The organism is Streptomyces sp. NPDC090025 (assembly GCF_044748125.1).
Classification (GTDB): domain Bacteria; phylum Actinomycetota; class Actinomycetes; order Streptomycetales; family Streptomycetaceae; genus Streptomyces.
Window position 1 is genome coordinate 229,277 of the sequence record NZ_JBIVFL010000004.1, and the last position, 18,456, is coordinate 247,732.

Consider the following 18,456-nt stretch of genomic DNA (forward strand, 5'->3'; position numbering starts at 1 on the left):
GGGGGGGCGGGCTTTTTTGTCACGGGCCCGGGGCGGGGGGCACCCGGGGGGGGTGTGGCTGGGCCCGCGGGGGCTATGCCACTTTGCCGGGGGGGGGGGGCCCCGGCGCATCGCCCGCACATCGCGGTCGGTACCCGTGGCGGGCCGACCGCGATCACCGGCTACTGACGGCGCTGTTCCACGGACACGGACACGCCCTAGCGTTCCTTCTGCGCGAGGCGCAGCAGGTGGTCCGCGAGGGCCTGGCCGCCGGCCGGGTCGCGGGAGATGAGCAGCAGCGTGTCGTCGCCCGCGATGGTGCCGAGGATGGCGTTCAGTTCGGCCTGGTCGATGGCCGACGCGAGGAACTGGGCGGCGCCCGGCGGGGTGCGGAGCACCACCAGGTTGGCCGACGCCTCGGCCGAGATCAGCAGTTCACCGGAGAGGCGGCGCATCCGCTCCTCCTTGGCGGACTCGCCGAGCGGGGCCTGCGGGGTGCGGAAGCCGCCCTCGCTGGGCACGGCGTAGATCAGTTCGCCGCCGGTGTTGCGGATCTTGACCGCGCCGAGCTCGTCGAGGTCGCGGGAGAGCGTCGCCTGGGTGACGCTCAGCCCGTCGTCGGCGAGCAGTTTGGCCAGCTGGCTCTGCGAGCGCACCGGCTGCCGGTTGAGGATGTCGACGATCCTGCGGTGGCGTGCGGTGCGGGTCTGCGGAACGGACGGCCCGGCGTGGTCGTGGTCCTGCGCGTCGGTCATCGTCGTCTCATTCTCCGGTTCGTCCTTACCCGTGCACCTCGTCGAGGACGCCGGGCAGGGCCCCGAGGAACGTGTCCACCTCGGCGTCTCCGATGACGAGCGGCGGCATGAGCCGTACGACATCGGGGGCGGGCGCGTTCACCAGGAGACCGGCGTCCTGAGCCGCCTGCTGCACCTGGGGTGCGAGGGACTCCGTGAGCACGATACCCAGCAGGAGGCCGGAGCCACGGACGTGGGAGACCAGCGGGTGCCCCAGCGCCTCGATTCCGGCCCTCAGCCGCTCGCCGAGACGCTTCACCTCGTCGAGCGTCCCGTCGGCGCCGAGGGTGTCCAGAACGGCGAGTCCGGCGGCGCAGGCGACCGGGTTGCCGCCGAAGGTGGTGCCGTGGTGGCCGGGCGTGAACAGCTCGGCGGCCGGGCCGAAGGCGACGGTGGCGCCGAGCGGCAGACCGCCGCCGAGGCCCTTGGCGAGGGTGACGATGTCGGGGGTGACGTCCTCGTGGGCCTGGTGCTCGAACCAGGTCCCGGTGCGGCCGACGCCGGTCTGCACCTCGTCGAGGACGAGCAGGGTGCCGGTGGCGCGGGTGATCTCGCGGGCGGCGGTCAGATAGCCGGGGGGCGGCACGACGACGCCGTTCTCGCCCTGGATGGGCTCGATGACGACGAGGGCGGTGTCCTCGGTGACGGCGGCGCGCAGCGCGTCGGCGTCGCCGTACGGGACGTGGGTGACGTCGCCGGGCAGCGGCAGGAACGGGGTCTGCTTGCCGGGCTGGCCGGTGAGCGCGAGGGCGCCCATGGTGCGGCCGTGGAAGCCGCCGGTGGTGGCGACCATGTGGCGGCGGCCGGTGAGCCGGCCGAGCTTGAAGGCGGCTTCGTTGGCCTCGGCGCCGGAGTTGCAGAAGAACACCCTGCCGGGGCGGCCGAAGAGCTGCAGGAGCCGTTCGGCGAGGGCGACCGGGGGTTCGGCGACGAACAGGTTGGAGACGTGGCCGAGGGAACCGATCTGCCGGGAGACGGCCTCGACGACGGCCGGGTGGGCATGGCCGAGGGCGTTGACCGCGATGCCGCCGACGAAGTCGAGGTACGCGGTGCCCTCGGCGTCCCAGACGGTGGCGCCCGCGCCGCGGACCAGCGGCAGCCGGGGGGTGCCGTAGTTGTCCATCAGGGCGCCTTGCCAGCGCTCGGTGAGCGCGGCGTTGCCGGTGACGGTGCCGTGATCGGCACTGTGGCCGGTGCCGTGATCGGTTCCGGTTCCGTTGCCGGTTCCGATTCCGTGATCGGTTCCGCTTCCGGTTCCGTTGCCGGTGCTGAGCTGGGTCACTTTCCGTCCCCCGTCCTCTGGTCGGGCACGACCATGGTGCCGATGCCCTCGTCGGTGAAGATCTCCAGCAGGATCGAGTGCTGGACCCGGCCGTCGATGACACGGGCGGTGTTGACGCCGTTGCGGACGGCGTGGAGGCAGCCCTGCATCTTCGGGACCATGCCGCTGGACAGCTCGGGCAGCAGCTTCTCCAGCTCGGTCGCGGTGAGGCGGCTGATCACCTCGTCGCTGTTCGGCCAGTCCTCGTAGAGGCCCTCGACGTCCGTGAGGACCATCAGGGTTTCGGCGCCCAGCGCCGCAGCGAGTGCCGCAGCCGCCGTATCAGCATTGACGTTGTAGACATGGTCGTCGTCCTGGGAGCGGGCGATGGAGGAGATGACGGGGATCCGGCCGTCGTCGAGGAGGGCCCGGACGGCGCCGGTGTCGATGGCGGTGATCTCGCCGACCCGGCCGATGTCGACGGGCTCGCCGCCGATCACCGGCTGGTGCTTGACGGCGGTGATGGTGTGGGCGTCCTCGCCGGTGAGGCCGACGGCGAGCGGGCCGTGCCGGTTGAGCAGGCCGACGAGCTCGCGCTGCACCTGTCCGGCGAGCACCATGCGGACCACGTCCATGGCCTCGGGGGTGGTGACCCGGAGGCCGGCCTTGAACTCGCTGACCAGTCCTGCCTGGTCGAGGGCGGCACTGATCTGGGGGCCGCCGCCGTGCACGACGACGGGGCGCAGCCCGGCGTGCCGCAGGAACACCACGTCCTGCGCGAAGGCGGCCTTCAGCTCGTCGTTCACCATGGCGTTGCCGCCGAACTTGATGACGACGGTCTTCCCGTGGTGGCGGGTCAGCCAGGGCAGCGCCTCGGTCAACGTCTGGGCCTTAGGGAGGGCGGTGTGCTTCCGCGGTGCGTTGCTCATGACGAGTAGGCGCTGTTCTCGTGGACGTAGTCGGCGGTCAGGTCGTTGGCCCAGATCACGGCAGACGCGGATCCGGCGGCGAGGTCGGCGGTGATGACGACCTCGCGGAAGCGCATGTCGACCAGGTCCCGGTCGTCGCCGACGGAGCCGTTCTTGCACACCCAGACGCCGTTGATGGCGACGTTGAGCGCGTCGGGCTCGAAGGCGGCGGCGGTGGTGCCGATCGCGGACAGCACCCGGCCCCAGTTGGGGTCCTCGCCGTGGATGGCGCACTTGAGGAGGTTGTTGCGGGCGATGGAGCGGCCGACCTCGACGGCGTCGTCCTCGGTGGCCGCGTTGATCACCTCGATGCGGATGTCCTTGCTGGCGCCCTCGGCGTCGCCGATCAGCTGGCGGGCCAGGTCGGCGCACACCTCCTGGACGGCGGCGGCGAACTCGTCGTCGGCGGGGGTGACGGCGGCCGCGCCGGAGGCGAGGAGCAGCACGGTGTCGTTGGTGGACATGCAGCCGTCGGAGTCGACCCGGTCGAAGGTGAGCCGGGTGGCGTGCCGCAGGGCGCCGTCGAGGGTCTTGGCGTCGACGTCGGCGTCGGTGGTGAGGACGACGAGCATGGTGGCGAGGCCGGGGGCGAGCATGCCCGCGCCCTTGGCCATGCCGCCGACGGTCCAGCCGTCCCGGGAGGCGACCGCCGTCTTGTGCACGGTGTCGGTGGTCTTGATGGCGATGGCGGCCTTCTCGCCGCCGTGCTCGGACAGCTCGGCCGCGGCCTTCTCGACGCCGGGCAGCAGCTTGTCCATGGGGAGCAGGACGCCGATGAGGCCGGTGGAGGCGACGGCGACCTCGCCCGCGCCGATGGCCAGCACGTCGGCGGCCTTCTCGGCGGTGGCGTGGGTGTCCTGGAAGCCCTGCGGGCCGGTGCAGGCGTTGGCGCCGCCGGAGTTCAGGACGACCGCGGTCAGTTCGCCGTCGGCGAGGACCTGCTGGGACCAGAGCACGGGGGCGGCCTTGACGCGGTTGGAGGTGAAGACTCCCGCGGCGGCGCGGCGCGGCCCGGTGTTGACCACGAGGGCCAGGTCCGGGTTGCCGTTGGCCTTGATCCCGGCCGCGATGCCCGCGGCCGTGAATCCCTTCGCTGCGGTGACGCTCATGGAGCGACTCCAATCGTGGAAAGTCCGGTCTCCTCGGCGAATCCGAGGGCGATGTTCATGCTCTGCACCGCGCCGCCGGCGGTGCCCTTGGTGAGGTTGTCGATGGCGCTGATGGCGATGATCCGGTTCGTGGACGGGTCGTGGGCGACCTGGATCTGAACGGCGTTGGAACCGTAGACGGAGGCCGTGGCGGGCCACTGCCCCTCGGGCAGCAGGTGGACGAACGGCTCGTCCGCGAACGCCTTCGCGTAGGCGGTGCGCAGGGTGTCCGCGGTGACGCCCGGGCGGGCGGCGGCGGAGCAGGTGGCGAGGATGCCGCGGGGCATCGGCGCCAGGGTGGGGGTGAAGGAGACGGCGACCCGTTCCCCGGCGGCGGCGCTGAGGTTCTGGATCATCTCCGGGGTGTGCCGGTGGCCGCCGCCGACGCCGTACGGGGTCATGTTGCCCATGACCTCGCTGCCGAGCAGGTGCGGCTTGGCGGCCTTGCCCGCGCCGGAGGTGCCGGACGCGGCGACGATGACCGCCTCCGGCTCGGCGAGCCCTTCGGCGTACGCCGGGAAGAGCGCGAGCGAGACGGCGGTGGGGTAGCAACCGGGCACCGCGATGCGCTTGGACCCCTCCAGCGCGGCGCGGGCGCCCGGCAGTTCGGGCAGGCCGTACGGCCAGGTGCCGGCGTGCGGGGAGCCGTAGAAGGTCTCCCAGTCGGCCGGGTCCGCGAGCCGGAAGTCGGCGCCCATGTCGACGACCAGGGTGTCCGGGCCGAGCTGTTCGGCGACGGCGGCGGACTGGCCGTGCGGCAGGGCGAGGAAGACGACGTCGTGCCCGGCGAGGGCGTCGGCGGTGGTCTCGGTCAGGACCCGGTCGGCGAGCGGCAGCAGGTGGGGCTGCAGCCCGCCGAGGCGCTGACCGGCGTTGGAATGGCCGGTCAGGGCGCCGATCTCGACCTGCGGGTGGGCGAGGAGCAGGCGCAGCAGTTCCCCGCCCGCGTATCCGCTCGCACCCGCGACTGCCGCTCGTACCGTCATCGAAAACCCTCCTCATGGATGGCATGACTATACGCATGCCCGCAGTTTTATGCAATGAGCCCCGAGGGGCGCCGGATGCCGTCACCGCCCGGAGGGACGAGGCCCGGGCCGAGGTACGTCACAAAAACGCGGGTCACGGCGTCATCCCACGGGAACAACCGTGACAGCCCGAGGGAGAGCGAGACCGATGGACGAGGAAACCTTCCCGGAACAGCCGGTGCCGCGCGGTGCCGTCCGCCGCCCCGGCGACGTGGACCCGGCGCGGGACCGGACCCTGGTGGAGGTGTTCCTGACGGCCGCCCGGGACCGCGACCCGCGGGTGCTGGCGGCCGTCCTGCACCCGGACGCGGTGGCCCGCTCCCCGCACGGCACGGCGGTCGGCGCCCCCGCCGTGGCGGAGCGCGCGGCGGCGGCCTTCCCCCGGGGACCCGGCGGGGCCGCCCGCCCGGTGCTCGTCGGCGGCGCGCTCGGCGCGGTGGCCTTCGCGGACGGCCGTGCGGTGACGGCGGTCGCCTTCACCGTGCGCGGCGGCCGGATCGCGGCGCTCGACATCACCACCGGCGAGGAGCCGGTACGGGCGCTCCGCCTGGTCTACCCGGACCGGTAGGACCCGGTGGCCTTTCCGCCGCAGGGGTAAGGCCACGGCAGGGGACGGCCGCGGCGGAAAACCGGATGCGCCCGCCGCCCGGTCCCCCGTACCGTGGGGGTATGTCTACGCCCCGAATCTCCTAGCCGAGGACCCACACCCACGCCACCCGTGTGTCCTTCTGCTTGTTCGGAGCGTCATCCCATGATCACCACCCGTGGTGTCGACGTGCGCGTCGGCGCCCGTCTCCTCCTGTCCGCGGTCTCCTGCCACATCGCGCCCGGCGACCGCGTCGGTCTCGTCGGCCGCAACGGGGCGGGCAAGACCACCCTGCTGCACACCCTCGCCGGGCTGCGCGCGCCGGCCGCCGGGGAGGTGCTGCGCACCGGGCCCGTGGCCCATCTCGCGCAGGACTCCCGGGCCGCCGACCCCGCCGTCACGGTCACCGACCGGATCCTGTCCGTCCGGGGCATGGACGTGGCCGTACGGAGGCTGCGCGAGGCCGCCGACCGGCTCGCCGAGCGCGCCGACGACCGCGCCATGACCGGCTACGCCCGCGCCGAGGCCGCCTTCGACGCCTGCGGCGGGTACGCGGCCGAGGCCGAGGCGGCCCGGGTCGCCGCCGGGCTCGGACTGCCCGCCGAGGCCCTGGGCCGCCCGGTCGGCACGCTGTCCGGCGGCCAGAAGCGCCGGGTCGAGCTGGCCCGCATCCTGTTCGCCGGGCACGGCCGCGACGGCACCCTGCTGCTCGACGAGCCGACCAACCACCTCGACGCCGACTCGGTCCGCTGGCTGCGCGGCCACCTCGCCGCGCACCCGGGCGGCCTGGTCCTGATCAGCCACGACCTGGACCTGATCGCGGCGACCGTCAACCGGGTCTTCCACCTGGACCCGCAGCGGGCCGCGCTGGACGTCCACAACACCGGCTGGGCGGCCTACCTGGTCCAGCGGGAGGCCGACGAGCGCCGCCGGGTCCGCGAGCGGGCCAACGCCGAGCGCAAGGCGGCGACCCTGCACGCCCAGGCGGAGAAGATGAAGGCCCGCGCGTCGACCTCGGTCACCGCCCGCAGCATGGCCCGGCGGGCCGACCGGCTCCTCGACGGCCTCGACGAGGTCCGCCGCGCGGACCGGGTGGCCCGCATCCGGCTGCCGGAACCCGCGCCGTGCGGCCGTACCCCGCTCGGCGCGGTCTCCCTCACCAAGGGGTACGGGACCGGCCGCCCGGTCCTCGACGGCGTCGACCTGGCGATCGACCGGGGCTCGCGCACGGTGGTGCTCGGGCTCAACGGCGCGGGCAAGACGACCCTGCTGCGGCTGCTCGCCGGGCAGGACGTCCCGGACGCGGGCCGGGTCGTCGCGGGCCACGGTCTGCGGCTCGGCTACTTCGCGCAGGAGCACGAGACGCTCGACCAGGGCCGTACGGTACGGGAGAACCTGGCCGCGGCGGCGCCGCACCTGACCGACGGCGAGGTGCGGCGGGTGCTCGGCGCGTTCCTGTTCCGGGGCGACGACGCCGACAAGCCCGCCGGGGTGCTCTCCGGCGGTGAGAAGACCCGGCTCGCCCTCGCGGGCCTGGTCCACTCCGGCGCGAACGTGCTGCTCCTCGACGAGCCCACGAACAACCTGGACCCGGCCTCGCGCGACGAGGTGCTGGCCGCCGTCGGCACCTACCCGGGCGCGATCGTGATGGTCACCCACGACGAGGGGGCCATCGACGCGCTGCGCCCGGAGCGGGTGCTGCTGCTGCCGGACGCGGCGGAGGACCTGTGGAACGACTCGTACCGCGGGCTCGTCAGCCTCGCTTGACCGCGCGCAGCACGACGAACTTCGGCTCGCCCGCGACCAGGTCGCTGTTGCCGAAGATCCGCCGCAGGGTGACGTGGTGACCGAGGTGCCGGTTGCCCACCACCCACAGCTCCCCGCCGGGCGTCAGCGCCCGGTGGGCGTCGGCGAACATCCGCCGGGCGGTCTGGTCCGTCATGGCCTGGTGGGTGTGGAACGGCGGGTTGCACAGGACCACGTCGACGGACGCCTCGGGCAGGTCCGCCATCCCGTCGCCGACCAGGAACCGGGCGGTCCGTTCGTCGCCCAGGGCCTGGCGGAGGTTCTCCTCGGCGGAGGCGACGGCCTGGTACGACTCGTCGGTGAAGTACAGCTCGGCGTCCGGTTCGGCCAGCGCGACGGCGAGCCCGACGACGCCGTTGCCGCAGCCCAGGTCGACGACCCGGGCGGCGCCGAGGCCGGTCGGCAGGTGCTGGAGGAAGAACCGGGTGCCGAGGTCGAGGCGGTCGCCGCAGAACACCCCGGCCTGGTTGACCACGGTCCGCCCGGCGAGCCCGGCGGGCGCGTCGGCGGGCAGCTCGTACCGGTGCGGCCAGGGGCTGCGGGTCGGCTCGATCCGGGGGTCCGGGGTGGTGTGGATCAGCCGGGCCTTCTTGACCGCGAGCGACGTCTTGGTGGTGCCCAGGATCCGTTCGAAGAGCCGCAGGGTGGAGGTGTGGATCTCCTTCACCATCCCGGTGCCCACCACGACCGTGCCCTCGTGGACGGCGGGCGCGAGCCGGTGCAGCTGGTCCTCCAGGAGGGCCAGGCTCTTGGGCACCCGTACGAGCAGCACGTCGACCCGCTCGGGCGGCGGGTCCTGGGTGGTGAGCAGCCGGACCGCGTCGTCCGGGAGCCCGGCCCTGGCCAGGTTCTCGGCGGTGGCGGCCCGCCCGAGGTGGGAGTCGGAGATCTGCGTGAGGTCGCCGGTTCCGGCGGCGGCGAGGGCGGTCGCCAGGGCGCCCCAGCGGTCCCCGACGACGGCGACGGCGCCGGACAGGTCGGTGCCGGACTCGGCGAGATGGCTGAGCAGATACTCGTCCGCGGCGTCCCAGGCGCGCAGCTGATCGCGCGGGTCGGCGGGGTATCGGGTGAGCGGGAACGTGCCCCAAGACGTGGTCAGACGGTTCATCGTGCCCCCAGGCTAGCCGGTGAGCGGCCACTCCCCGGCCGCGCCGACCAGCCGCCGCGCGCGTCGCCCGCCCCGCGACGCGGCGCCCGCCTCAGGACACCGCCGCCACCAGCTCCAGGTGCCAGAGGCCCGGCCGGCCGGTCAGGGTCACCGTCGACAGTGGCCGGACGTCGACGTTCCAGTACGTCGGCGGGGGTGCCTTCAGGGCGTAGACCAGGGCGGCCCGGACCACCGCGGGCTCCGCGACGGCGACGATGCCGCCGTCGTCGGCGGGACGGGTGTCGAGCCAGCGGCCGACCCGGGTGATGAAGGAGAGCAGCGACTCGCCGCCGTGCGGCGCGGTGCGCGGATCGGCGAGCCACAGGTCGACGGCGGCCGGTTGGAGCGCGGCGACCTCCGCCAGTGTGAGGCCGCGCCAGCGGCCCATGTCGCAGTCGCGCAGCGCGGGCTGGACGAGTGGCGCGTAGCCGAGCGCGGTGCCGGTGGCACGGCTGCGCGGCGTCGGGGAGCAGTACCGGAGCTCGGCGGCACCGAGCGGAATCAGCCGCGGCGCGGCGCGTTGTATCTCGTACCAGCCGGCCTCGTCGAGCGGCCGGTCGTCGTCGAAGCGTTCGGCGAGCAGGGAGGAGCTGCGTGCCGCCGCGACCAGCGTGACCCGAAGACCCATGGCCGCGATCGTGAGGCCGGTGGCGCCGCAGGTCAAGGGGTTGTTGACGGGGTGGGAGCGGACATCCGCTCACTCCTGTCCGAGAGCCATCAACTTGTCCGGATTCCGCACTGGCGTGAAACCGACCTTCTCGTAGACGCCGTGGGCGTCGTCGGTGGCGAGCATGAAGCGCCGCAGTCCGTACGGCGCGAGGTGGTCGCGGACGGCGGCGGCGAGCGCGGTGCCGAGGCCGGTGCCGCGTGCGTCGGGGGCGACGTAGACGTCGCAGAGCCAGCCGAAGGTGGCGTAGTCGGTGACGACCCTGGCGTAGCCGGCCATGGTGCCGCTCTCCCGGTGGTAGGCGCCGAAGTTGAGCGAGCCCGCGATCGCCCGGTCCTGCGTTTGACGAGGTCGGCCCAGGGCCCAGTAGGCGTCGGTGGACAGCCAGTGGTGGACGAGGGCCGGGTCGATGCGTCCCGGGTCGGCTGAGATCTCGTACGCACCGTGCAGGACGGCGCCGTCGGGGCCGCTGGTACCGCGGGATTCGGTCATGGGCCAAGGGTGCCCAACCCGGGCGTCCCGTGTCAGGCGAATGTGCCCGGGGCGTGGGCCGCCTGCCGGGCCGCGCCGTCCGTCCGGCGGGCGCCCGCGCCCGGCTATGGCGTGATCTCGTCGACGGCGGCGCGCAGTCTCCGTACCCCCTCGGCGATCTCCGCGGGCCCGGCGACACCCGCGAAACTCAGCCGGATGTGCCCGGCGGGCGGCTCGGCGCTGAAGTAGGGGCGGCCGGGGGCCACCGCGACCCCGGCGCGCAGCGCGGCGGGCAGCAGCGCCGCCTCGGGCAGGGCGTCGGGGAGCCGGAGCCAGAGGTGGTAGCCGCCGGACGGCAGGTGCGGCAGGGCGAGTTCGGGCAGGGTGCGGGCGAGGGCTCCGGCGAGCACGCCCCGGCGCTCCCGCAGCGCCTCGGAGACGGTCCGCAGATGCCGGTTCCAGGCCGGTGACCCGACGAGTTCGAGCGCCGCCTCCTGAAGCGGCCGGGGTACGAAGAAGGAGTCGACGACCTGGATGGCGCGCAGCCGCTCCAGGACCGGGCCGCGGGCGGCGAGCGCGCCCACCCGGAGGCTCGCCGAGGTGATCTTGGTGAGCGAGCAGACGTGCACGACGACGCCGTCGGGGTCGTCGGCGGCGAGGGTGGGCGGCAGCGGCCCGGCGTCGGCGTGCACCAGACGGCGGGCGAAGTCGTCCTCGACGACGAAGGCCCCGGCGGCGCGGGCGATGCGCAGCACCGCGGCCCGCCGCTCGGCGGGCAGCGCGGCGCCGGTCGGGTTCTGGAACAGCGGCTGGCAGACCAGGAGGCGGGCGCCGGTGGCGCGGAAGGCGGCTTCGAGCAGGTCGGGCCGGATGCCCTCGGGGTCGGTGGGCACGGGCACCGGGCGCAGGCCCGCCGCGCGGGCGGCGGCGAGCATCCCGGGGTAGGTGGGCGACTCGACGAGCACGGGGGTGCCGGGCGGGGTGAGCGCGCGCAGGGCGGTGGTGAGCGCGGACTGGCCGCCCGCGGTGACCAGGACCTCGGCGGCGGTGACGGCGCCGCCGATCTCGCGGGCGAACCAGGCGCGCAGCTCGGGCAGACCGTCGGTGGGCGGGCGGCCCCAGGCACCGGGGCGGCGGCCGGCCCGGGCGAGGGCCCCGGCGAGGGCGCGTTCGGGCTGGAGGCCGGGGTGGAGGTAGCCGCCGTTGAACTCGACGACGCCGGGCGGCGGTTCGGCGAGGGTGACGAGGACCCCGGAGGCGTCGACGGCGCGCGGCACCAGGTCGCCGCTCGCGCCGGGGTCGACGGCGAGGGCGAGTTCCTGCCAGGAGGTGTCGCCGGTGACGGCGGGGGCGGCGGGCTCGGCCCGGTAGGCACCGGCGCCGGGGCGGGTGACGACGAGCCCTTCGGCGGCGAGCTGGGCGAGGGCGCGGGTGACGGTGACCGGGGAGACGTGGAAGCGCTCGACGAGGGCCCGGCTCGACGGCAGCTTCTCACCTACCGAGTAGCGGTCGAGCTCCGCTTTCAGGGTTCCGGCGAGTTCGGCGACACTGCTACGCTCGTGCATGACAGCACAGAATAGCGCTACCGCCGATCGCACGATAGCGGTCACCACCACCGGCACCCCGGCCGCCACCGTCGCCGACGCCGACGCTGCCGACGCCCCGGGTGCCACCAGCGCCGTGCCCGCGCCCGTGCCCGCGCCCCAGCGCGGCACCCTCCTCGCCGCCCTCGGCGTCGTCGCCTTCTCGCTGACCTTCCCGTCCACCGCCTGGGGCCTGGAGTCCTTCGGCCCCTGGTCGCTCGTGGCCGTGCGCTCGCTGCTCGCCGCCCTGATCGCGGGGGCCTTCCTGCTGACCGGCCGGGTGCCGCTGCCCGAGCGGCGGCACTGGGCCGGACTCGCGGTCGTCGCGGGCGGCGTCGTGATCGGTTTCCCGCTGCTGACCACCCTCGCCCTGCGGACGTCGACGACCTCGCACGCCGCCGTCGTCGTCGGACTCCTGCCGCTCACCACCGCGGCCTTCGCCGCGCTGCGCACCGGCCGCCGCCCGTCCCGCACCTTCTGGACCGCCGCGATCGCCGGAGCCGTCGTGGTGCTCGGCTTCACCCTCCAGCAGAGCGGCGGCGCGCTGTCCACCGGCGACCTCTACCTCTTCGGCGCGCTCCTGGTCTGCGCCGCCGGATACACCGAGGGCGGGCGGCTCGCCCGGCTCATGCCGGGCTGGCAGGTGATCGGCTGGGCCCTGGTGCTGTGCCTGCCGCTGATGACCGCGGCCGCCGCCGTCGCGCTCGCCCACGAGCCGGTGCGCCTCACCGCGCACGGCGTGATCGGCCTGCTCTGGGTCGCCGCCGGTTCCACCTTCTTCGGCCTGTACGTCTGGTACCGGGGCATGGCCGCGATCGGCATCCCGCGCGCCAGCCAGCTCCAGCTCGCCCAGCCGCTGCTCACCCTGGTCTGGTCGGTGACCCTGCTCGGCGAGGACCTGGCCCCGGCGGCCCCGCTGGCCGCCGTCGGCGTCCTGGTCTGCATCGCCGTCACCCAGCGGGCGAAGGCATGACCCGCGCGCCACAATGACAGCAGGGAGCGAGGGAGGTCCCCCGATGCGTGCGAACGTGGGCGACAAGCTGCTGGTGCACGGCCGGACCGTCGGTCAGCACGACCGTACGGCCCAGGTCCTCCAGGTACTGGGCGAGAACGGCGATCCCCCGTACCGCGTCAAGTTCGACGACGACGGCCACGAGGCCCTGATGTCACCGGGCCCCGACACCGTCGTCCGCCACCCCGGGGAGTCGAGCGGCCGCTGACGGACCCCGGGATCCCGGCCACCCGGCCGCCGCCGTCACGCCCGCAGCGCGGCGCTCACCGCCCCCAGCGGATCGGCCGCCACCTCACGGGCCGCGAACCAGCAGTGCCCGTCGACGCCCGGGTACCGCCGGGCCAGCTCGACGTGCCGGGTGAGTTCGGCCGGGTCCTGCCAGGCCGCGGGCTGCGCCGGGTCGCCCGCCTTGTAGGCCGCCTCGCCGAGGTGGAGCCGTACCCCGGTGTCCCGTACGACCGCCTCCCACCAGGGCACCAGCTTCGCGTAGTCGGCCGTCGGGTGGCCGATGTGCCAGTACAGCTGCGGGGTCACGTGGTCGATCCAGCCCTCGCGCACCCAGCGCCTGCTGTCCGCGTACAGATCGTCGTACGACTGCACCCCGCCCCGGGTGTCGGAGCCGAGCGGGTCGGTCCCGGCGTGCCGCCAGACGCCGAAGGGGCTGATGCCGAAGGGCAGCCCGGGCTTGAGCTCCTTGAGCCGGGCCGAGGTCTCGGAGACGAGCAGGTCCACGTTGTGCCGCCGCCAGGCCGCCCGGTCGGCGAACCCGGCCCCGTACCGCTGCCAGCTCGCGTCGTCGGGGACGGGCTGCCCGGCCACCGGGTACGGATAGAAGTAGTCGTCCCAGTGCAGCCCGTCGACGTCGTAGCGGCGTACGGCGTCGAGCATCGCGTCCTGGACGTGCGTGCGGACCTCCGGCAGCCCCGGGTCGTACAGCAGCCGCCCGTTGTGGACGAGCGCCCAGTCCGGATGGCGCCGCACCGGATGGTCGGGCGCAAGCCGGGACGGGTCGGCGTGCCCCGCCACCCGGTACGGGTTGCACCAGGCGTGCAGCTCAAGGCCGCGCGCGTGCGCCTCGGCGACGGCGGTGCCGAGCGGGTCCCAGCCGGGGTCGCGGCCCTGCGTCCCGGTGAGGCACTGCGCCCAGGGTTCGTACGGGGAGGGCCACAGGGCGTCGGCGGACGGCCGGACCTGGAACATCACGGTGGTCGTCCCGGACCGCACCGCGAGGTCGAGCACGGCGAGCAGCTCGGCCCGCTGCTCGTCGGCGCCGAGCCCGGGGCGGGACGGAAAGTCGCGATTGGTGATCGTGGCCACCCACATCCCCCGGAACGCGGCCCGCCCGTCCCCGGTCGCCCCCGCCCCGGTCGCCCCGGTCGCGCCCGGCGCCCCCGCGCCGTCGAGACTCAGGCCGCACGCGGTCAGGGCCGCCCCCGCCAGGAACCTTCTTCTGCCGATCGACGGCATTTGTCACCCCTCGCTATCGGATACGTCACAGCCCATCGGACAGCATCCCCACCCCCGGACCGATCGATCATCGCGCGTGTCGGAGTAACGTCGTGGGGTCGAGGCGGACGCACCGGAATCACACGGGGCCCGCCGCAAGCTTCAGAGCGAAAGGCACGAGGTGACGGACTCCATGGCCGACATTGAGCGCGTCGGAGTGGTGGGCTGCGGCCAGATGGGCGCGGGCATCGCGGAGGTGTGTGCCCGCAGCGGCCTCGAGGTGAAGGTCGCCGAGACCACCGGCGAGGCGCTGGAGATCGGCCGCACGCGGCTCTTCAACTCGCTCGAGAAGGCCGCCGAACGCGGCAAGATCAGCGAGGAGGAGCGGGACGCGACGCTCGCCCGGCTGAGCTTCACCACCGACCTCGGCGAGTTCGCCGACCGCGACCTCGTGATCGAGGCCGTCGTCGAGAACGAGCAGGTCAAGACCGAGATCTTCCAGGTGCTCGACCAGGTGGTGACCCGGCCGGACGCCATCCTGGCCTCCAACACCTCCTCCATCCCGCTGGTGAAGCTGGCGGTGGCGACCTCCCGCCCCGACCAGGTCGTCGGCATCCACTTCTTCAACCCGGCGCCGGTGCAGAAGCTGGTCGAGCTGATCCCCGCCCTCACCACCTCCGAGGGCACCATCAGCCGGGCCCAGCTGTTCGCCGAGAAGACCCTCGGCAAGCACGCGATCCGCGCCCAGGACCGCTCCGGCTTCGTGGTGAACGCGCTGCTCGTGCCGTACCTGCTGTCGGCGATCCGGATGTTCGAGTCGGGCATCGCGAGCCGTGAGGACATCGACAACGGCATGGAGTTCGGCTGCGCCCACCCGATGGGCCCGCTGAAGCTCTCCGACCTGATCGGCCTCGACACCATCGTGTCGATCGCGGCTTCGATGTACGACGAGTACAAGGAGCCGCTGTACGCCGCTCCCCCGCTGCTCCAGCGCATGGTGGACGCGGGCCGGCTCGGCCGGAAGTCGGGCTCCGGCTTCTACCCGTACAACTGACGCCTGACGCCGTACCGGCCGCACCCCGTACCACATGACCGAGCCGCCGCCCCGCCGGGCGGCGGCTCCGGTGCGTTTGCGGGCCCCCCGGCTCAGGCCAGCCGCAGATGGTGCAGCATCAGCAGCCCCGCGGCCATGTTCGCGGCCGGGACCTCGCCGCGGGCGACGAGATCGGGGACGAGCTTCAGCGGCACCCATTCCAGGCGCGAGGACTCGAAGGCGTCCGTGGGCGGCCCGGTCCAGGTGGCCTCCTCGGTCCAGTAGAGGTGGTGCCGGGCGTCGGTCAGACCGTTGGAGGGTTCGACGGTGAGCAGCGGGCGCAGCGGGCCGGGGCGCCAGCCGGTCTCCTCCTCCATCTCGCGGGCGGCGGCGGCCTCCAGGGTCTCGCCGTCCTCGACGACCCCGGCGGCCAGTTCCCAGCCCCAGCTGTCGGTGATGAAGCGGTGGCGCCAGAGCAGCAGGACCTCGTCGGCGGCGTTGACGGCGGTCGCGGCGGCGACCGGGCGGAGCCGGATCAGATAGTGGTCGAGACGGCGCCCGTCGGGGAGTTCGACGTCGGCGAGATTGACCCGGAACCAGCGGTTCTCATAGACCGGCTGTTCGTTCAGTTTCGTCCATTGCACGTTCTTGCCACCTTCCGACAGGTCGGTGATTGCCTGGTGGCAATATCGCAGCCTTCGCCAGGTCGCAAGAAACGCTCACAGGGGCACACGGAGCGCACAGTCGATGACTTCGGCCGCCCGGCGCGCGTCCGCGCCCCCACTGGCCAGCAAGTGCTCCCGGACCACCCGCAGCCGGTCCCGCAGCCGCCGTGACTCCATGCCGCGGGCCCGCTCGGTCATCTCCACCGCCGTCCCGGCCGCCCGGTCCGCGTCGCCCTGCCGCAGCTCGATCTGGCACAGCATCGCGAGCCGGTGCACCCGCCCCCGGTCATGGGCCGGGGTGCCGACCGCCTCGGCGGCGTGCGCGTGGGCGGCCGCCAGCTCGCCGAGCCCGAGGAGCGCCTCGGCGACCTGCACATTGACCAGGCCCGGCTGGACGTAACCGGTCTCGGCCGGTTCGCTGCCCGGGCTGATCCGCTCGGCGGCGGCCTCCGCCCGGCGGACGCAGGCCAGCGCGGCGCCGCCGTCGCCGAGGTGCGCGTACGCCTTGGCCTGCATCGCGGTCAGATCGGCGGCGAGCGCGGGGGTGATCTCGCGGCGGGCCGAGCGCAGCGCGGCCTCGGCGAACGCCACCGCCTGCCGGTACTCCCCCATGAACAGCGACTGGTTGACGAGCAGCGCGACCACATAGGCGCCGAGCCCCCGGTCCCCGCTGGCCTTGGCGAGCCGGAGCGCCTGGTGGAAGTAGCGCTGGGCGAGGCCCTGGGCGTCGGAGTCGTACGCGCAGATCCCGGCGACCGCGACCAGGCCGCCGGCCGCCCGGTGCAGCCTGCGGCCGAGGGTGTCGCCGTAACCGCCGCGCAGCAGCGGGGCGGTCTCGGCGTTGAGGAAGCCGACGATCCGGCTCCGGGTGGCGAGGCCGCCGGCCCGCCGGTACATCTGCTCGTAGTGGGCGCGGGCGGCGGCGAGCAGGGTGACGTCGGCGGCGGAGACCCGGTCGCGCCCGGCCGCCGGCCGTGACACGTCGATGTCCTCCGGCGGGTTCTCCCACTCCCACACCGGCAGCACGGCGGGGGTGCCGGTGACGGCGGGGGCGGCGAGCAGCTGCGGGCGGCGCTGTTCGTCGGACCGCCAGAGCGCGGTGGCCCGTTCGACGAAACCGGACAGCGGGGTGCCGGGCGCGGTCGGCGGCGCGCCGGGCAGGCCGAGGCCGATGTCGTCGAGGGTGACCGGGCGGCCGAGCCGGGCGGCCAGCACCTCGCAGAGCAGGTCGGGCACCTGACCGCGCGGCCGCTGGCCCTTCAACCAGCGGGCGACGGCGGTGTGTTCGTAACGCAGGGCGAGACCGCGGGCGCGGCCCGCCTGGTTCACCCGGGCGGCGAGCCCGGCGTTGGAGACGCCCGCCTCGTCGAGCAGGGCGTCGAGCAGGGCGTTCGGCTGGGTGACGGCCCGGGGGGTGGCCTGGGTGGCGGGCTGGGGACTGGGCTGCATGGAACCGCTCCGGTGCTTCGGTGCGCTCAGAGTAGTGAAGACCGCTTTCGCACGGGGTGTGAACGAAGTACTCGTTGTACCGTTCCGCGCACCCTGTCGAAGTCGCCCCGGTACGGGTTGACTTGGCTCCCTCGCCGCAGGGCGAGGACCGGGCCGCCGGCTCCCCCTCGTACAGTGCGGTCGCCCGGTCCGCGCGCCGCTCGCGCTGTTGATCTGCCCGACACTCCGTGGCAGCGCGGGCGGCGCCGGCCGACCGTCCTCCCTGTCCCACCTAGTGCGGGGAGGGCGCGGGCCGGGTACGGCGCAGCCCGGGTTCGGCGGGCTGCGCCGGTACCCGTACCCGGTCGTTGCGGACGACGAGGAGGGCGACGTCGTCGGTGAGCCGCCCTCCGGTGTGCCGCAGCAGCGCGGTGTGGACGTGCCGGACCAGTTCGGCGGGGGCCTGCCGGGCCGCTCCGGCGAGGACGGCGGTGAGCGGGAAGAACCGGCCGCGGTGGTCGCGGGCCTCCTCGGCGCCGTCGGTGTGGAGCACCAGGGTCTCGCCGGGGCGCAGCAGTCCGCCGCGGTACGGCACGAGGTCGGCGGGCAGCGGGAAGGCGCCGAGCGGCGGCAGCGGGTCGCCGACGGACAGCGGCTCGATGCGCCGGCCGCCGAGCCGGTACGGGCCGGGGTGGCCGCAGATCAGGGTGGCGACCCGGCCGTCGGGGTGGATCTCCAGGAGCAGCAGGGTGACGAACTCCTCGGCCACGGGGTGCGCGTCGCGGGCGTCGGGGGCCCGGTCGCGCAGATGGCGGGCGAGGGCGCGGTCCAGGCGGCGCAGCACTCCGGCGAGTTCGGGTTCGTCGTGGACGGCCTCGCGGAAGCTGCCGAGCAGCGCGACGACGGCGCCGAGGGCGGCGAGGCCGTGGCCCCGGACGTCACCGATGACGATCCGGACGCCGTACGGGGTGGCGGCCGCCTCGTACAGGTCGCCACCGACGGCGGCGCCCCGGAACGCGGACAACTGCCCGGCGGCGACGGTCAGTCCGTCGAGCCGCGCGGGCGGCGGGCGCAGCAGCACCTGCTGGGTGGCGTCGGCGACGGCCCGGACCCGGGCCAGCTCCCGGCGCAGTCCGCAGCGCACCCCGAGCACGATCCCCATGCCGACGGTCAGGAACACCACGCTGGTCGCGACCCGCATCGGCAGCCCGGGCTCCCGGGCGAGCGGACACCACATCCGCCACGACACCGCCACGGCTCCCCAGCCGACCGGAGCCACCCATGGAGCCGTCCGCCGCAGCCAGGAGCCTTCGGCGACCACCGCCCTGTCACGGAACATCCACGGCCCTTCCCGAGGCCCGCCAGCGCCCGAAGACCCTGCGGCACACAGGCCCGCCCCTGTGACCGCGTCGATTCTCCCGACCGGACCGCACCGGG

At 74.3% G+C, this 18,456-nt stretch carries 18 protein-coding genes; 5 read left to right on the top strand and 13 right to left on the bottom strand.

Features of this window, described 5'->3' with window-relative positions:
• Positions 1 to 197 precede the first annotated feature (197 nt).
• The 5 genes from ACIPXM_RS13620 to argC are packed head-to-tail and all read right to left on the bottom strand — an operon-like array spanning position 198 to position 5,136.
• Positions 198 to 734: an arginine repressor gene (locus ACIPXM_RS13620; RefSeq protein WP_401655019.1), complete on the bottom strand. Its 537-nt coding sequence runs from the start codon at positions 732 to 734 to the stop codon at positions 198 to 200.
• Positions 735 to 759: 25 nt separating this feature from the next.
• Positions 760 to 2,004: an acetylornithine transaminase gene (locus ACIPXM_RS13625; RefSeq protein WP_401655210.1), complete on the bottom strand. Its 1,245-nt coding sequence runs from the start codon at positions 2,002 to 2,004 to the stop codon at positions 760 to 762.
• A 47-nt stretch (positions 2,005 to 2,051) separates the two neighbouring features.
• Complete coding sequence (argB, locus tag ACIPXM_RS13630; RefSeq protein WP_401655020.1) at positions 2,052 to 2,963, bottom strand: acetylglutamate kinase; 912 nt, start codon at positions 2,961 to 2,963, stop codon at positions 2,052 to 2,054.
• Complete coding sequence (argJ, locus tag ACIPXM_RS13635) at positions 2,960 to 4,111, bottom strand: bifunctional glutamate N-acetyltransferase/amino-acid acetyltransferase ArgJ (RefSeq protein ID WP_401655021.1); 1,152 nt, start codon at positions 4,109 to 4,111, stop codon at positions 2,960 to 2,962. The genes argB and argJ overlap by 4 nt, the downstream gene beginning before the upstream one ends.
• A complete protein-coding gene (gene argC, locus ACIPXM_RS13640; protein ID WP_401655022.1) occupies positions 4,108 to 5,136 on the bottom strand; it encodes an N-acetyl-gamma-glutamyl-phosphate reductase in 1,029 nt (342 codons plus the stop codon). The genes argJ and argC overlap by 4 nt, the downstream gene beginning before the upstream one ends.
• A 187-nt stretch (positions 5,137 to 5,323) precedes the next feature.
• Between argC and ACIPXM_RS13645 the strand changes: the two genes are divergently transcribed.
• Positions 5,324 to 5,743 carry a DUF4440 domain-containing protein gene (locus ACIPXM_RS13645; RefSeq protein WP_401655023.1) on the top strand — a complete coding sequence of 140 codons (420 nt, stop codon included), beginning with the start codon at positions 5,324 to 5,326 and terminating at the stop codon, positions 5,741 to 5,743.
• 183 nt (positions 5,744 to 5,926) lie between these two features.
• Positions 5,927 to 7,528: an ABC-F family ATP-binding cassette domain-containing protein gene (locus tag ACIPXM_RS13650; protein ID WP_401655024.1), complete on the top strand. Its 1,602-nt coding sequence runs from the start codon at positions 5,927 to 5,929 to the stop codon at positions 7,526 to 7,528.
• On the opposite strand, the gene ACIPXM_RS13655 is transcribed toward ACIPXM_RS13650, so the two are convergent.
• From ACIPXM_RS13655 to ACIPXM_RS13670, 4 genes are all read right to left on the bottom strand, one after another.
• Positions 7,515 to 8,675, bottom strand: coding sequence for a methyltransferase (locus tag ACIPXM_RS13655; protein WP_401655025.1), 1,161 nt, complete (start codon positions 8,673 to 8,675; stop codon positions 7,515 to 7,517). The genes ACIPXM_RS13650 and ACIPXM_RS13655 overlap by 14 nt on opposite strands.
• A 91-nt stretch (positions 8,676 to 8,766) precedes the next feature.
• Positions 8,767 to 9,342, bottom strand: coding sequence for a histidine phosphatase family protein (locus tag ACIPXM_RS13660; RefSeq protein WP_401655026.1), 576 nt, complete (start codon positions 9,340 to 9,342; stop codon positions 8,767 to 8,769).
• A 69-nt stretch (positions 9,343 to 9,411) separates the two neighbouring features.
• Positions 9,412 to 9,873, bottom strand: a complete 462-nt coding sequence (locus ACIPXM_RS13665) for a GNAT family N-acetyltransferase (protein WP_401655027.1) — start codon at positions 9,871 to 9,873, stop codon at positions 9,412 to 9,414.
• Positions 9,874 to 9,977: 104 nt separating this feature from the next.
• Complete coding sequence (locus ACIPXM_RS13670; RefSeq protein ID WP_401655028.1) at positions 9,978 to 11,417, bottom strand: PLP-dependent aminotransferase family protein; 1,440 nt, start codon at positions 11,415 to 11,417, stop codon at positions 9,978 to 9,980.
• Here ACIPXM_RS13670 and ACIPXM_RS13675 point away from each other — a divergent pair.
• Together ACIPXM_RS13675 and ACIPXM_RS13680 are read left to right on the top strand one after the other, a co-directional pair.
• Entirely contained in the window at positions 11,416 to 12,408 is a 993-nt protein-coding gene (locus ACIPXM_RS13675) for a DMT family transporter (protein ID WP_401655029.1), read from the top strand. The genes ACIPXM_RS13670 and ACIPXM_RS13675 overlap by 2 nt on opposite strands.
• A 43-nt stretch (positions 12,409 to 12,451) precedes the next feature.
• Positions 12,452 to 12,655 (top strand): DUF1918 domain-containing protein, encoded by a 204-nt coding sequence (locus ACIPXM_RS13680; protein WP_401655030.1) that lies wholly within the window; start codon positions 12,452 to 12,454, stop codon positions 12,653 to 12,655.
• A 35-nt stretch (positions 12,656 to 12,690) separates the two neighbouring features.
• On the opposite strand, the gene ACIPXM_RS13685 is transcribed toward ACIPXM_RS13680, so the two are convergent.
• A complete protein-coding gene (locus ACIPXM_RS13685; RefSeq protein ID WP_401655031.1) occupies positions 12,691 to 13,914 on the bottom strand; it encodes a glycoside hydrolase family 10 protein in 1,224 nt (407 codons plus the stop codon).
• Positions 13,915 to 14,086: 172 nt separating this feature from the next.
• Here ACIPXM_RS13685 and ACIPXM_RS13690 point away from each other — a divergent pair, with 172 nt between their 5' ends.
• Entirely contained in the window at positions 14,087 to 14,947 is an 861-nt protein-coding gene (locus tag ACIPXM_RS13690; RefSeq protein WP_401655032.1) for a 3-hydroxybutyryl-CoA dehydrogenase, read from the top strand.
• Between the two features lie 92 nt (positions 14,948 to 15,039).
• On the opposite strand, the gene ACIPXM_RS13695 is transcribed toward ACIPXM_RS13690, so the two are convergent.
• The 3 genes from ACIPXM_RS13695 to ACIPXM_RS13705 all read right to left on the bottom strand — a co-directional run bounded on the left by ACIPXM_RS13695 (position 15,040) and on the right by ACIPXM_RS13705 (position 18,358).
• Positions 15,040 to 15,570, bottom strand: a complete 531-nt coding sequence (locus ACIPXM_RS13695; RefSeq protein ID WP_401655033.1) for an NUDIX domain-containing protein — start codon at positions 15,568 to 15,570, stop codon at positions 15,040 to 15,042.
• Between the two features lie 75 nt (positions 15,571 to 15,645).
• Positions 15,646 to 17,040: a transcriptional regulator gene (locus ACIPXM_RS13700; RefSeq protein WP_401655034.1), complete on the bottom strand. Its 1,395-nt coding sequence runs from the start codon at positions 17,038 to 17,040 to the stop codon at positions 15,646 to 15,648.
• A gap of 271 nt (positions 17,041 to 17,311) precedes the next feature.
• A complete protein-coding gene (locus ACIPXM_RS13705) occupies positions 17,312 to 18,358 on the bottom strand; it encodes a PP2C family protein-serine/threonine phosphatase (RefSeq protein ID WP_401655035.1) in 1,047 nt (348 codons plus the stop codon).
• Between the last annotated feature and the right edge of the window lie 98 nt (positions 18,359 to 18,456).

Coding starts and splice junctions, on each gene's coding strand:
- ACIPXM_RS13620 (WP_401655019.1), bottom strand. CDS start 734: ATGACCGACGCGCAGGACCACGACCACGCCGGGCCGTCCGTTCCGCAG.
- argB (WP_401655020.1), bottom strand. CDS start 2,963: ATGAGCAACGCACCGCGGAAGCACACCGCCCTCCCTAAGGCCCAGACG.
- argJ (WP_401655021.1), bottom strand. CDS start 4,111: ATGAGCGTCACCGCAGCGAAGGGATTCACGGCCGCGGGCATCGCGGCC.
- argC (WP_401655022.1), bottom strand. CDS start 5,136: ATGACGGTACGAGCGGCAGTCGCGGGTGCGAGCGGATACGCGGGCGGG.
- ACIPXM_RS13645 (WP_401655023.1), top strand. CDS start 5,324: ATGGACGAGGAAACCTTCCCGGAACAGCCGGTGCCGCGCGGTGCCGTC.
- ACIPXM_RS13650 (WP_401655024.1), top strand. CDS start 5,927: ATGATCACCACCCGTGGTGTCGACGTGCGCGTCGGCGCCCGTCTCCTC.
- ACIPXM_RS13655 (WP_401655025.1), bottom strand. CDS start 8,675: ATGAACCGTCTGACCACGTCTTGGGGCACGTTCCCGCTCACCCGATAC.
- ACIPXM_RS13660 (WP_401655026.1), bottom strand. CDS start 9,342: ATGGGTCTTCGGGTCACGCTGGTCGCGGCGGCACGCAGCTCCTCCCTG.
- ACIPXM_RS13665 (WP_401655027.1), bottom strand. CDS start 9,873: ATGACCGAATCCCGCGGTACCAGCGGCCCCGACGGCGCCGTCCTGCAC.
- ACIPXM_RS13675 (WP_401655029.1), top strand. CDS start 11,416: ATGACAGCACAGAATAGCGCTACCGCCGATCGCACGATAGCGGTCACC.
- ACIPXM_RS13670 (WP_401655028.1), bottom strand. CDS start 11,417: ATGCACGAGCGTAGCAGTGTCGCCGAACTCGCCGGAACCCTGAAAGCG.
- ACIPXM_RS13680 (WP_401655030.1), top strand. CDS start 12,452: ATGCGTGCGAACGTGGGCGACAAGCTGCTGGTGCACGGCCGGACCGTC.
- ACIPXM_RS13685 (WP_401655031.1), bottom strand. CDS start 13,914: ATGCCGTCGATCGGCAGAAGAAGGTTCCTGGCGGGGGCGGCCCTGACC.
- ACIPXM_RS13690 (WP_401655032.1), top strand. CDS start 14,087: ATGGCCGACATTGAGCGCGTCGGAGTGGTGGGCTGCGGCCAGATGGGC.
- ACIPXM_RS13700 (WP_401655034.1), bottom strand. CDS start 17,040: ATGCAGCCCAGTCCCCAGCCCGCCACCCAGGCCACCCCCCGGGCCGTC.
- ACIPXM_RS13705 (WP_401655035.1), bottom strand. CDS start 18,358: ATGTTCCGTGACAGGGCGGTGGTCGCCGAAGGCTCCTGGCTGCGGCGG.